The sequence below is a fragment of the Buchnera aphidicola str. Sg (Schizaphis graminum) genome (assembly GCF_000007365.1).
Taxonomy (GTDB): domain Bacteria; phylum Pseudomonadota; class Gammaproteobacteria; order Enterobacterales; family Enterobacteriaceae; genus Buchnera; species Buchnera aphidicola.
Genome location: NC_004061.1, coordinates 380,399 through 394,642 on the forward strand (window position 1 = coordinate 380,399; position 14,244 = coordinate 394,642).

13 protein-coding genes are annotated in these 14,244 nt (G+C 24.1%); 10 read left to right on the top strand and 3 right to left on the bottom strand.

Going from position 1 to position 14,244, the window contains the following annotated elements:
- Positions 1–119 precede the first annotated feature (119 nt).
- The gene (gene rne / locus BUSG_RS01755) at positions 120–3,026 is read right to left on the bottom strand and encodes a ribonuclease E (protein WP_011053856.1); all 2,907 of its coding nucleotides are present in this window, start codon (positions 3,024–3,026) and stop codon (positions 120–122) included.
- Positions 3,027–3,335: 309 nt separating this feature from the next.
- Between rne and rluC the strand changes: the two genes are divergently transcribed.
- The 10 genes from rluC to BUSG_RS01805 all read left to right on the top strand — a co-directional run bounded on the left by rluC (position 3,336) and on the right by BUSG_RS01805 (position 11,061).
- Complete coding sequence (gene rluC / locus BUSG_RS01760) at positions 3,336–4,280, top strand: 23S rRNA pseudouridine(955/2504/2580) synthase RluC (protein WP_011053857.1); 945 nt, start codon at positions 3,336–3,338, stop codon at positions 4,278–4,280.
- A 103-nt stretch (positions 4,281–4,383) separates the two neighbouring features.
- Complete coding sequence (gene rpmF, locus BUSG_RS01765; protein ID WP_011053858.1) at positions 4,384–4,548, top strand: 50S ribosomal protein L32; 165 nt, start codon at positions 4,384–4,386, stop codon at positions 4,546–4,548.
- 97 nt (positions 4,549–4,645) lie between these two features.
- A complete protein-coding gene (fabD, locus tag BUSG_RS01770) occupies positions 4,646–5,578 on the top strand; it encodes an ACP S-malonyltransferase (protein ID WP_011053859.1) in 933 nt (310 codons plus the stop codon).
- Between the two features lie 7 nt (positions 5,579–5,585).
- Positions 5,586–6,320, top strand: coding sequence for a 3-oxoacyl-[acyl-carrier-protein] reductase (gene fabG, locus BUSG_RS01775; protein WP_011053860.1), 735 nt, complete (start codon positions 5,586–5,588; stop codon positions 6,318–6,320).
- A gap of 70 nt (positions 6,321–6,390) precedes the next feature.
- Positions 6,391–6,630: an acyl carrier protein gene (gene acpP, locus BUSG_RS01780; RefSeq protein ID WP_011053861.1), complete on the top strand. Its 240-nt coding sequence runs from the start codon at positions 6,391–6,393 to the stop codon at positions 6,628–6,630.
- Between the two features lie 59 nt (positions 6,631–6,689).
- Positions 6,690–7,328 (top strand): dTMP kinase, encoded by a 639-nt coding sequence (tmk, locus tag BUSG_RS01785; RefSeq protein WP_044006053.1) that lies wholly within the window; start codon positions 6,690–6,692, stop codon positions 7,326–7,328.
- Positions 7,304–8,311, top strand: a complete 1,008-nt coding sequence (locus BUSG_RS01790) for a DNA polymerase III subunit delta' C-terminal domain-containing protein (protein WP_234414132.1) — start codon at positions 7,304–7,306, stop codon at positions 8,309–8,311. The genes tmk and BUSG_RS01790 overlap by 25 nt, the downstream gene beginning before the upstream one ends.
- Positions 8,312–8,346: 35 nt before the next feature.
- Positions 8,347–9,141, top strand: coding sequence for a TatD family hydrolase (locus tag BUSG_RS01795; RefSeq protein WP_011053864.1), 795 nt, complete (start codon positions 8,347–8,349; stop codon positions 9,139–9,141).
- Positions 9,142–9,198: 57 nt separating this feature from the next.
- Positions 9,199–10,632, top strand: a complete 1,434-nt coding sequence (gene ptsG / locus BUSG_RS01800; protein WP_011053865.1) for a PTS glucose transporter subunit IIBC — start codon at positions 9,199–9,201, stop codon at positions 10,630–10,632.
- 81 nt (positions 10,633–10,713) lie between these two features.
- Positions 10,714–11,061 carry a histidine triad nucleotide-binding protein gene (locus tag BUSG_RS01805; protein ID WP_011053866.1) on the top strand — a complete coding sequence of 116 codons (348 nt, stop codon included), beginning with the start codon at positions 10,714–10,716 and terminating at the stop codon, positions 11,059–11,061.
- A gap of 525 nt (positions 11,062–11,586) precedes the next feature.
- Here BUSG_RS01805 and BUSG_RS01815 read toward each other — a convergent pair.
- Complete coding sequence (locus BUSG_RS01815; RefSeq protein ID WP_011053867.1) at positions 11,587–12,696, bottom strand: porin; 1,110 nt, start codon at positions 12,694–12,696, stop codon at positions 11,587–11,589.
- Between the two features lie 136 nt (positions 12,697–12,832).
- Complete coding sequence (gene asnS / locus BUSG_RS01820; protein ID WP_011053868.1) at positions 12,833–14,233, bottom strand: asparagine--tRNA ligase; 1,401 nt, start codon at positions 14,231–14,233, stop codon at positions 12,833–12,835.
- Between the last annotated feature and the right edge of the window lie 11 nt (positions 14,234–14,244).

Here is a 14,244-nt window from a genome sequence, read left to right on the forward strand (position 1 = left end):
TTATAAAAAATAAAAACTTACTTAAAATGGTAAGTTTTTATTTTTCATAAAAATTTTATTTTTAATAAATAGTGTATTTATGGATTTTTTGAAAAAATTTTAATATTAAACAAATAATTTTATTCTGATTTTTTAACAGGAGAAGTAGAAAAATTTGTAGCAGAATGTGCTCCAGCTGAATTTTTAATTTTTTTATTTGATTTTTTTAAAAAAATTGAAGAATTCATAATTTTTTGATTTTTGCTTAAAAATACATCACTAAAAATTTTTGTTATTGGTGCACTTGATTTATTTTTTGTATTTTCTTTTTTCAAAGTTTTATTTAAAAAAAGTTTTTTTTGATTTGAAATTAAATAATCATTTTTTTTAGATGTTAATTTTACTTTTAATTTTGAAATATTTTTAGTAACAGTTTTATATTTAAAGGATGTTTCAAAAAAATATGATTTTGTATTTTTTTTGTTTTTTTTATACAAATGATTAATTTTAATTTCTTCAGTTGTAAATTTTTTTGGCCATAAAACTGAATTTTTAACAAAATTGTTTTTTTTATGAATAAAAGATGAATTTAATTTTTTGTAATTATTAATTCTTAGACGTTTTTTTACTTGATTTTCCTTAAAAGAAGAACATTTTTTTGATGATGGTTCTAATATTAATTCTAATGAAAAAATATTAAGAGGAGTCATTAAAATTGAAATTTTAATAGGAAAAAATTTAAAAAATTCAGAATTTTTATATATTTGAAAAATTGTTGAATTAATATTAACTAAAATATTATTAGGATAACAATTGTTAAAAATAATATTATATAATAATTTTTTTTTAAACGATGTATTATTTTCTAAATCTTTTTGAAAACTTTCATAACAAATCATATCGTTTTGACTTTTAATATTTTCAAAATCTTTAAATTTATTTTTAGCATATTTTTTTGTATATAAAAAATTATATTTACTAAAAATATAAAAATTATTTTTTTTTAAAAAATTTAAACTATTTAATTCAAAATCAATAGTATTTTTTTGAAAATCAATTTTTTTTAAAGATGTATATTTAGTATTATTATCAAATACGTGACTATATTGGTGGTTATTATTTTTTTTAACTTTATTTAATAATTGCTTTTTTTTATTATTATCAATAGAAGATACTTGATTATCTTTTTTATGAATTTCTTCTATACTATTAAACTCTTCTTTTTTAGCAAAAAGAATATTTTTTTTATTTTGAAAAATATTTCGTTTAAAACTCTCATTTTTAACAAAAATATGCTTCTTTAAAAAAGAATTTTTTATCCAAACTATAAATTTAAAAAAGAGATTTTTATTATTAAATAATGCATTAATAATAGAATTATTGTAATTTTTTTTTCTTAAAAATTTTTCTTTCTCTTCTTTTTGTTTATCAAATGAATCATCAGATAAAGAAATATTTGTTAAAGTAGAATTTAATTTGTGTTTTTTATCTACAATTTCTTTTTTAATATTATTAAATATTTTATTCTTTCTAACATTAGAAAGACAATAACTCATAGAACGTATTTGTTCACCTTTTCTTATTCTAGATACAAGATAATGCGGAGTTTTCATATTTTTATTAGGAACAATAATAGTTTTACCACCTGCTTGACGTTTTTCAATTGCATATACTGCTTCTCTTTTTTCATTTAATAAATAACAAGCAATTTCTATTGGTACAATTGCATGAACTTCATATGTATTTTCTTTAAGAGCTTCTTCTTCAATTAAACGCAAAATAGATAAAGATAAAGATTCATTATCTCTAATTGTACCTGTACCTGTGCATCTAGGACAAATATGATGACTAGATTCACCTAAAGATGAACTTAACCTTTGTCTAGACATCTCTAAAAGACCAAATTTAGAAATATGACCAATTTGAATACGTGCTCTATCTTCGCGAACAATTTCACGTAATTTATTTTCAATAATTTTTTGATGACTTATAGTAGTCATATCTATAAAATCAATAACTATTAAACCTCCTAAATCACGTAATCTTAATTGACGAGAAATCTCTTCTACAGCTTCTAAATTGGTATTAAATGCTGTCGTTTCAATGTCTGCTCCACGAGTAGAACGAGAGGAATTAATATCAATAGCTGTTAATGCTTCCGTGGTATCTACCATAATTGACCCACCAGAAGGTAGTCTTACCTTTCTCTGAAAAGCAGAATCTATTTGAGATTCAATTTGATAATAACTAAAAAGTGGTATTTCTCCAGTATATAATTTAATTTTGTTAATAAAATCTGGACGTCCTAATGCTGTAATATGTTCACGTGCAATATCCAATATTTTCGGATTATCAATCAAGATTTCACCGATATCTTGGCGCAAATAATCTCTAAATGCACGGACAATAACGTTACTTTCTTGATAAATTAAGAATGGTGCAGATTTTTTTTTCGAAGCTTTTTTAATAGCATTCCAATGCTTTAATCGAAGAGATAAGTCCCATTGTAACGATTTTATAGATTTCCCTACACCAGCTGTTCTAATAATCAAACCCATTTTTTCCGGTATTTTTAAAGATGATAATAATTCTTTTAACTCTATTCTATCACTTCCCTCAACTCGTCTTGATATGCCAGCAATTTTAGGATTATTAGGCATTAAAACCAAATAACTGCCAGCTAAGGTAATAAAGGTAGTTAATGCAGCTCCTTTGGTACCTCTTTCTTCTTTGTTTATTTGAACGATAAGTTCTTGACCTTCTCGTAAGATATCCTTAATGTTTAGGCGTACATCACAATTATAATTTTCTGGAAAATAATTTTTAGAAATTTCCTTTAATGGTAAAAAACCATGTTTTTCCATGCCATAATCTATAAAAACAGCTTCCAAGCTGGGTTCAATTCGAGTAATTTTCCCCTTATATATATTTGATTTTTTTTGTTCTGATCTAGAACTTTCTATGTCAAGATCATATAAACGCTGACCATCAACAAGAGCTACACGTAACTCTTCCTGCTGAGTTGCATTAATTAACATTCTTTTCATTATAACGTTTTCTCTCTTATTTTTATAAATAAGTAAATACATCAACAGGAAATATATACTTTTAAAAAAAATTAATTTTTTAATATTTAATTCTGATCTTTACTTGAAATATATATAAAAATAAGTTGTTTTAAAAAAGTATTAAAATAATTTAAAAATAAAAAAAGTCTTTAAAAAATCAAAAAATTGATTTTTTCTATAATTTAATATTATAAATATTTAATTATTTATACTAATATATTTATATATTTAATTATATTATAATCAATAAAAATTAAAAAAATTACTAAATTTGTAGAGATTTTTTTAATGAAATATAAAACGACATCTGTATCTATTATATATATTAATGAAGATATGATAAATCAACGTATAGATAATTTTTTACAAAAAAAACTTAAAAACGTACCAAGAAGTATGATTTATCGTATTATAAGAACAGGAAAGATTCGAATTAATAAGAAGAGAATCAAACCAGATTACAAATTAAAAATTGGAGATAAACTAAGAATTCCACCGATAAAAATACTATGTGAAAAAAAAAGCAGTCTTTTAACAACTGAATATAAAAAAAATTTATTAAATAATATCCTGTATGAAGATAATTATTTATTAATAATAAATAAACCTTCTGGTATTGCAGTACATGGTGGAAGCGGTATAAACTTAGGAGTTATAGAATATTTTCGAAAAATTCGACCATTAGAAAAATTTCTTGAACTCGTACATCGTATCGATCGAGATACGTCTGGCGTACTAATGTTGGCAAAAAAAAGAAGATCTCTCTTATCTCTACATAAACAAATAAGAGAAAAAAAAGTGCAGAAAAAATACATAGCATTAGTACACGGTCTATGGCCTCTTTCTTTAAGAAAAGTATCTGAGCCTTTATTAAAAACTCATTTAAAAAATAAACAAAGAAAAATTTTAATTAATAAAGAAGGAAAACCTGCAGAAACATATTTTAAAATAAAAAAACAATATTTATTCACAACTTTAGTTTCTATTACACCGAAAACTGGTCGCACACATCAAATTCGTGTACACACACTGCATGCAGGTCATCCAATATTATTTGATAAACGTTATGGGAAACGCGATTTAGATTGTAATATAAAAAATAAAACAAAAATTAATAGACTTTTACTTCATGCTACTTCAATTAATTTTATACATCCTGAAACTGGGAAAAAAATGCATATTGTAGCACCACTAGATGTATATTTTAAAAATTATTTAAATACGCTTATATAGTATATTTAAAACATTCTAAGTAAATATTATACAATAAAATCTTTTTTTACTAAAATTTTATATTAAAATACTCATCTTACATAAGATTATCATAGAGAGAAAAATGGCTGTTCAAAAAAGTAAACCAACTCGATCTAAAAGAGGAATGAGACGTTCTCACGACTCTTTAAAAGAAATAACTTTATCTAAAGATAAATTTTCTGGAGAAATGCATATTCGACATCATATTACTGCTAAGGGATACTATAGGGGGAAAAAGGTAATTTAATAAATAAAAAAAAGGTACTTTTTTTAAAAAAAGTACCATTTTAAAAAAAATCATATTTATTTTAAAATAATTTATATCCTCAAAAAAGATAAATTTAATGAACTCATTTGCTATGTTATTTCCAGGTCAAGGTTCTCAGTATAAAAACATGTTATCTTCTTTTTTTCAAAAGAAAAATAATCTTTTTAAAAAAATATTTGATGAAGCATCAGAATATGTTAATTATAATTTATTAAATTTAATAAAAAATGGAGCTAAGAAAAAAAGAGATGATTATAAATATATACAATCAGCTATTTTAACTTCATCAATTGCAATTTATCAATTGTGGAAAGAAAAAAATGGAAGACGTCCTGCATTGATGTCAGGACATAGTTTAGGAGAATATTCAGCATTAGTTTGTGCTAATGCAATAAAATTTTCTGATGCTTTAAAAATAGTTAAATTAAGAAGCAAATTAATGCAAAAAATTATTATAAATAAACCATCTTTAGTACAGGCAATTATTGGTTTAGATAAAGTCATTATTAAAAATATATGTTTACAATATTTACCAAAAATTGTTTCTATAGCAAGCATCAATTCTGATGATCAAATTATTATTTCAGGAGAGAAATTAGCAGTGCGTGAAGTTGGTTTAAAGTGTAAAAAAAAGGGAGCGAAGTATGTAATAAAATTAAATATTAATACACCAATACATAGTCAATTAATGAAACCTGTTTCAGAACAAATTAAATACTTATTAAAATCTATTAAAATAAAATCTCCACAAATACCTGTCATTAACAATGTAGATGTTATATGTGAAAAAAATGAAAAAAAAATAAAAAAAGCATTAGTTAGACAATTTTACAGTACTGTAAGGTGGAAAGAAATAATCGATTTAATAAAATCAAAAAAAATTTTTACAATGTTAGAAATAGGACCAAATAAAATTTTAAGTAATTTAATAAAAAAAAACGATAATATTACTGTATTAAATACAAATAATTTAAAAAACTTTTTAATAGCATTCAAAACAATCCATTAGAAAAATAATGAAAATTGAAAAAAAAACCGCATTAGTCACAGGAGCAAACCAAGGTCTTGGAAAAGAAATTGCTATAAAATTATCACAAAAGGGAATACAAGTCATAGGAACATCTACAACTGTAGATGGAGTAAAAACAATTAACAAATATTTAAAAAAAAATGGATTCGGTTTTATTTTAGATTTAAAAGACACTGATTCAATTTTAGAAAAAATGAAAGAAATTTGTCAAAAAAAATATTCTATTGATATACTGATTAATAATGCTGGAATTACATCAGATAATTTATTAGTTTATATGAGTAATAAGGAATGGGAAAATGTAATAAAAATTAATCTAACATCAGTATTTTATATGTCAAAATCTGTTATTCGTTCGATGATTAAAAAAAGATATGGTCGTATTGTTACAATTGGTTCTGTAATTGGATACCTTGGAAATCGAGGTCAAATAAATTATAGTGCTTCAAAATCAGGACTGATTGGATTTCATAAATCACTAGCATTAGAAGTAGCACAAAAAGGTATTACCGTTAATATTGTTTCTCCAGGTTTTATCAAAACTAATCTTACAAAAAATTTAAATGTTTTTCAATATAAAAAGCATTTATCTAAAATTCCTATGAAAAGAATAGGAACTGCAGAAGAAATAGCTAACGCAGTAATATTTCTGTCTTCCGAAAAAGCATCCTATATAACCGGACAAACAATCCATGTTAATGGAGGTATGTATATGACATAAATTTTTTGTATCTAAAAATCTAATTTTTTATGATAAGATAATGATAATTAAAAAAAATGAGATATTTAAAATGAATAATGTTGAAAAAAAAATAAAAAAAATAATTTCAAAAATACTGAATATTAAAGTAGAAAAAATACTTAATAATGCGTCTTTTTTAGATGATCTTAGTGCTGATTCATTAGATATAGTAGAATTAATTATGGCTATAGAAGAAGAATTTGATATTGAAATATCAGATGAAGATGCAGAAAAACTTAATACAGTACAAAAATCTATTGATTATATTAATAATAAAAATAAAAAATAAATTTTTATATTTATTCCTCAATAGTACAATTAAAACTGTACATAAAAAAATTAAAAATGATGATAAAAAGTAAATTTATTGTAATTGAAGGATTAGAAGGTGCTGGAAAAACACACGCTTGTATTTGCGTCCAACGTATTTTAAAAGAAAATAATATAAAGAATGTCATATTAGTACGTCAACCTGGAAGTACACCTGTTGCAGAAAAAATAAGAAAATTAATAAAAAATAACACTTATATTGAAGATTTTGAAAAAGAGACAGAATTATTACTAATGTATGCTGCAAGAATACAACTAGTTAAAAAAATAATACAACCAGCGTTAAAAAAGGGAACTTGGGTCATTTCAGATCGTCATGATTTATCTTCTTTAGCCTATCAAGGTGGCGGGTTGGGTATAAAAAGAAAACTAATCAATAAACTGAAATATTTATTTTTGCAAGATTTTATTCCTGATCTAACTATTTATTTAGATGTTTATCCTGAAATTGGTTTAAAAAGAGCATCAAAAAGAAATCATTTAGATCGAATAGAACATCGATCTTTAACATTTTTTAAAAAAACAAGAGCGAGCTATTTAAAAAATATAAAATTAGATAAAAAAATAATAAAAATAAACGCTAATTTAAATATTAAAATTGTTACTCAAAACATCAAAAACCAAATTTTAAAATGGCTTCAACAAAAAGTCGTATGAAATGGTATCCTTGGTTAATTAAACCATATAAAAAAATTATTAGACTGCATGAAAGAAAAAAAGCACATCATGCAATTTTAATAAAAACTCAAAAGGGAATGGGAGTTTTTAAACTAGTTTGGTTCATTAGTAAATGGTTACTATGCTTAAAACCCAAAGGAACAAATTTTTGTGATAACTGCCATGGATGTAAACTAATGTCTGCAAATAATCATCCAGATTGGCATACTATAATTAATGAAAAAAATGATGTCTTTGATGTTGATTCTATTCGAGTCATTAATGAAAAAATATTTAAACGTGCGCAACAAGGAAACAATAAAATCATTTTTTTACCAAATGTTCATAAATTAACAGAATCAGCAGTGAATGCATTATTAAAAATTTTAGAAGAACCACCAGAAAAAAATTGGTTTTTTCTAATAGATTACAATTATTTAAAATTACATTCTACATTAAAAAGTCGTTGTTTTTTATATAGATTACCCCTTCCCTTAGAAAAAGAAAGTTTAAATTGGTTAAAAAATAACAACAAAAAAGATAACATATCAAATTTGACTTCATTACGTATTAATCAAGATTCTCCTATATCTGCAAAAAATTTTATTGAAAGCGATCTATGGGATGAAAGAAAAAATTTATATAAATCTTTATCACATTCTATTAAAGATAAAAACCTATTAAAAATATTGCCAGTCTTATGTAAAAAAAATACTATAATGAAAATAGATTGGATATGTTTACTATTATTTGATGCTGTAAAAACAAATTTCAACGAAAGAAAAAAATTAATCAACTGCGATCAAATAAAATTAATTAATTTTTTTTCTAAAAAATACAATAATATTCTTTTAAATAAAAGTATTCGAAAGTGGACAAAATGTCGATATATTTTATCAAGTGTATCTAGTATTAATAGTGAATTACTACTCTTAGAACAATTACTTTTATGGGAAAAAATTTTATGTTTTATAACACCTTAAGTTCTACATAATTTTTAAATTAAAGAGAGAAAATTATGTTCTTAATTGATTCTCACTGCCATATTGATCAGATGAACATTGATCAAAAAAATGATGATTTATTACATCAAGAAATAGAAAAAATACTCAATAAAGCATATGAAAATCATGTAAAAAAATTTTTGACAGTATCAACTTCCATCCAAAATTTTTATAAAACAAAAAAATTGTTAAGTACATATGATTCTATATTTTATTCTTGTGGTATTCATCCATTATACTGTCAAAAAGAAATAGAATGTCTTAATGAATTAAAAAAATTATCTTATGATAAATGTGTTATAGCATTAGGAGAAACGGGTCTAGATTATTATTACTCATTTGAAACAAAAAATCTGCAAGAAAAATTTTTCAGAGAACATATTAGAATTGCAATAACACTAAATAAACCAATCATAATACACAGTCGGAATGCTATAAAAGATACAATAAAAATTCTAAAAGAAGAAAATGCAGAAAAATGTGGTGGAATTTTACATTCATTTACTGAAAGTGAAAAATCAGCATTTGAACTATTAGATATGGGATTTTATATTTCTTTTTCTGGAATAATTACTTTTAAAAAATCAATTGAATTATGTAATACATTAAAAAAAATACCACTAGAAAAATTATTGATAGAAACAGATTCTCCTTATTTAGCACCTATACCATATAGAGGGAAAAAAAATCAACCGGCATATTTACTGGATATAGCAAAAAAAATAGCCCTTATAAAAGAAATAAGTTTAAAAGAATTAGCAAAAATCACTACAAATAATTTTTTTACGCTATTTAACTTAAATTTTTAATAAAAATATATTATTTAATTTATTTGACATTTTAGATATACCTAGGAGTTTTTAAATATGTTTAAAAATGTATTTTCAAGCCTTCAAAAGGTTGGTAAATCACTGATGTTACCTGTTTCAGTACTTCCAATTGCGGGAATACTTCTTGGTATAGGATCAGCTCATTTTACTTTAATACCGGAAATAATTTCTCAAATTATGGCACAAACAGGGGGCTCTATTTTTTCTAATATGCCATTAATTTTTGCAATTGGTGTAGCTCTTGGATTTAGTAATAATGATGGTGTTGCAGCATTAGCTGCTGTTGTTGCTTACAGTATATTAATTCAAACACTATCTGCAGTAGAACTAAATATATTAAATACAGATGCTAATACAATAAAAAATAAAAATTTTTCTGATATTGGTATATTAGGAGGAATTATAGCAGGAGCCATTTCAGCATATATGTTTAACAAATTTTATAAAATTCAGTTACCTGAATATTTAGGTTTTTTTGCTGGAAAAAGATTTGTTCCTATTATTTCAGGACTATTTGCAATATTTGTAGGATTAATATTATCTCTTATTTGGCCTAGTATTGGCAATAAAATACAAATTTTTTCCGAATGGGCTGCTTATCAAAATCCTATTATTGCTTTTTCTTTGTACGGTTTAGTAGAAAGAGCATTAGTACCTTTTGGTCTACATCATATATGGAATGTTCCATTCCAAATGCAAATTGGAGAATATAAGAATTCTATAGGGCAAATTTTTCATGGAGATATTGCAAGATATATGGCAGGTGATACAACAGCTGGGAATTTATCAGGTGGATTTATTTTCAAAATGTATGGACTTCCAGGAGCAGCTTTAGCAATTTGGCATACAGCTAAAAAAGAAAATAGAAAAAAAATAGGTAGTATTATGATTTCTGCAGCTTTGACAGCTTTTTTAACAGGAATTACTGAACCAATTGAGTTTTCTTTCATATTAGTTGCTCCAATATTATATATTATTCACGCTATTTTAGCAGGATTGTCTTTTCCATTATGTATTTTTTTAAATATGCGTGCTGGAACAAGTTTTTCTCATGGATTTATAGATTTTATAGTATTAAGTGGGCATAGTCATAAAATATTTCTTTTCCCAATTGTTGGAATTTGCTATGGTCTTTTATATTATAGTATATTTTATTTTTTGATAACAACATTTAATTTAAAAACACCTGGACGAGAAGAAAATAAAAACACTGTTTTTTTTAGAAATAATATAGAAATAGCACCGTATATTGTTGAAGCATTGGGTGGAAAAAATAATATTAAAAATTTAGATGCATGTATTACTAGATTACGTATTACAGTCTCAGAAATATCAAAAGTTAACGAAGAGAATCTAAAAAATCTTGGGGCAGCAGGTGTGGTTATTTCAGGATCTGGGGTGCAAGCTGTCTTCGGTACTAGATCAGAAAATATAAAAACTGCAATAGATGAATATATAAATAATATATAAAAAAAAGGGTGAGTAAAAATTTAACTCGCCCTAGTATTTATAAAATTTAATATTAATTTAAATTATACAAAAGAATATTTTATGAATAATAAAGATTTAATTTTTCAAAAAATAATAAAAAGAGAAACATCAACACATATTATTTACCAAGATAAAATAGTAACAGCTTTCGAAGATATAGCTCCAAAAGCTCCGATACATATAATAGTTATACCTAATATTTTTATAAAAACGTTAAATGATATTAATCAAAAAAATAAAAATATTTTTGCACATATGCTTTATATTGCTGTTAAAATTGCTAAAAATAAAAAAATTAGTGAAGATGGATATAAAATAGTTATGAATTGTAATAAAAATGGTGGCCAAGAAATAAACTATCTTCATATGCATTTACTAGGAGGAGAAAAACTGAAAGCACTATATTAAAAAATATTTAACTTTTTAAAGTTCAAAACTGAATAGAATTTTATTACTTTTAATTTTTTTATTTTTTGCAAATAGCTCTTCTTTTTTTAAAAATATAAAAAAATAATTTTTCTTAAAAAAAACAGTTCGTATTTTTATATTTTGAAAAAAAATTGAAAATATTATTTTAGAAATTTTAAATAATAAAGATATTAATATATTCAGTAGAAATAAAGCAATTTTAATTTTATGTGATAACAATCTAACCTATGACCTTGATACATGTATCAAAGAAGATCATGATATTTTTTGTATTAAGAGTGCCATTCATACTTGTAAAGACAGGAGAAATTATATCTTTGTAAGATAGAAGAACTTTATTAAAAAAAGTTAGCAATAAAAACACTTCTATTTTAAAGAAAAATTTACTTTCTACTAAAAAATAAAAAATAAATTTTTTATTTTTTATAAATCAGTAGAAAGCTTTTATTTTCAATAATTAATTCTAAAAAATTTATAAAATATCAAAAATTATGTTAAATAACATTAGAATTGATAGACTACTCCAGCACCAATAGTATTATCTGTAGGAATTTGATTTTGAGAAATAAAATCATTTTCTTTTAATAAATTGATTTTATAATTCATATACGTTGAAACATTTTTATTAAATTCATAACGAGTAGAAATATTGATTTGTTTTGCTAAATCTAATTCTTTTTTCGGTGAATTTGAATTTTGTCCTTTAGAATCTAAATAACTTAAAGAAGGATGAAATCCAGAGTCAAAACTATATTCTGCAATTGCTTCAATATTTTGTGTTTCGTTAATAAAAGAATCACTTATGTGCATATTATAAGGCATTAAATTACGCGCAGAGCCATAAAAAGCAGCAACATATACATTATTAGCATCATATTTAAAACCCAATCCATATGAATCTACAGATGTATTTTTTAAATCTTTTTTATTTGAAGATATCATTCTTTCAGAGGTAAAACAAGAACCAACAGCAGTCAGTCCAGAATCACTCTCATACTTTAATGATGCCCCCCAACCAGAAGAACTTTTTCCCTTATTTAAATCTCTATTTTTAATTTCATCTTGATATTGTAATGCAAAACTGATACCGTCTACTAAGCCAAAAACATTATTATTTCTATAAGTAAGTAAACTGTGATTTCTACCTACCATATAATTATCGTTATATGCAAAAATGCTTTTTTTATTAATGTATGGAACATGATCTGTTAACGATTGTGCGTCATGAATAACACCATAATTACGACCATAATCTATCGATCCTAAATTACCATATTTTAAACCAGCATATCCTAAACGCACAGTGTTAGGTTGTTGTTTATTCATTAAATCTTCTGGCATAAAAAAATTGTTTTTATATTCAATTTGAGCATAACTTGACAGTTTATCAGTAATTTTTATTTTCCCTGATAGCCCTAAAATAGCGTTTGTATTATCTTCTTTAGAAGAAATTTTAGTAGATAAAAATTCATTAGAAAAATTATGATTAGGATTAATACTACCGTATAATTCTAATTTATTACCATTTTTATTAAAAATTTCTATAGCGTTTACTGCAGTACTACCAGCAAATAACATGGGTATTAATATTGCTAAAGATTTATGATTTTTCATAATTTTTGTACTACCTTTTTAGTAAAAATAAGTGAAATTAAAATAAATTGAAATTAAATAATTATCATATTTTCATAAAATTTTAATTAATAAAAAATTATTAAAATAACAAATAATTTTATATAAAAAAAATTTATTAAAAATCAGCATTTTTAACAGTACGAGGGAATGGAATAATATCTCTTATATTCGATATTCCAGTAATATAAGATATTAACCGCTCAAAACCCATTCCAAAACCTGAATGATGGACCGTACCATAACGACGAAGATCACGATACCACCAATAATCTTCTTTTCTTAAACCTAATTCTGATAAACGTAAATCTAAAACAGAAATACGTTCTTCACGTTGAGATCCACCTATTAATTCTCCAATACCTGGAACTAATAAATCCATTGCAGCAACAGTTTTTTTATCATCATTTAATCTCATATAAAACGCTTTTAGTTCTTTAGGATAATTTATTATTACTACAGGCGCTTTAAAATGCTTTTCTACAAGAAATCGCTCATGCTCAGCGTTAAGATCAACTCCGAAAGAAACAACATTATCAAATTTTTTTTTAGAATTTAATAAAATATCTATAGCATCTTTATAATTTATACGTATAAAGTTTACTGACAAAAATTTTTTAAGACGATTAATTATATCATTATCAATGTAATTTTTAAGAAATTTAATGTCGTTAATACAATATTTTAAGAGAGATTTACAAATATATTTCAACATATCTTCAGAAAATATTAATATTTCATCTAAATTACAAAACGAAGATTCAATTTCTAACATCCAAAATTCTGCTAAATGACGACTAGTATTAGAATTTTCAGCTCGAAATGTAGGACCAAACGTATATACTTTTGATAAAGAACAAGCATATGCTTCTAAATTAAGTTGTCCCGAAACAGTTAAAAAAGATTCTTTTCCAAAAAAATCTTTTTTAAAATCAACGGAACCATTTATTTTTTTAGGAATGTTTCTCATATCCATCGTTGAAACACGAAACATCTCTCCTGTACCTTCTGTATTAAGTCCAGTAATAATCGGTGTAGGAATCCAATAATAGCCTTGTTTATTTAAAAATTTATGTAATGATTGAAATATATGATGCCTTATTCTTACTATTACGCCAATCAAATTAGTTCTAGAACGTAAATGTGCTACTTCTCTTAGGTATTCTAGACTATGCTTTTTAGCAGATATTGGATAAGTATCTGGATTTTTAATCCATCCTAACACTTGAAACTTTGTTGCTTTTATTTCATATTTTTGTTTATCTCCAATAGATAAAATAAGAATTCCAGTTATTGTTACAGAACATCCAATAGTTAAATGCAATATATCTTTGTAATAATTAGATAAGGTTTTATCGGCAACAACTTGTACAGAATTCAAACACGAACCGTCATAAACCGTAATAAAAGAAAAACCAGATTTTGAACTTCTACGACTTCGAACCCATCCAAATATAGTGATAGGGGTATTTACTATAATATCATCTTTATAAATTTCTGATATTGATATTCTACTCATAATTTTGCCTT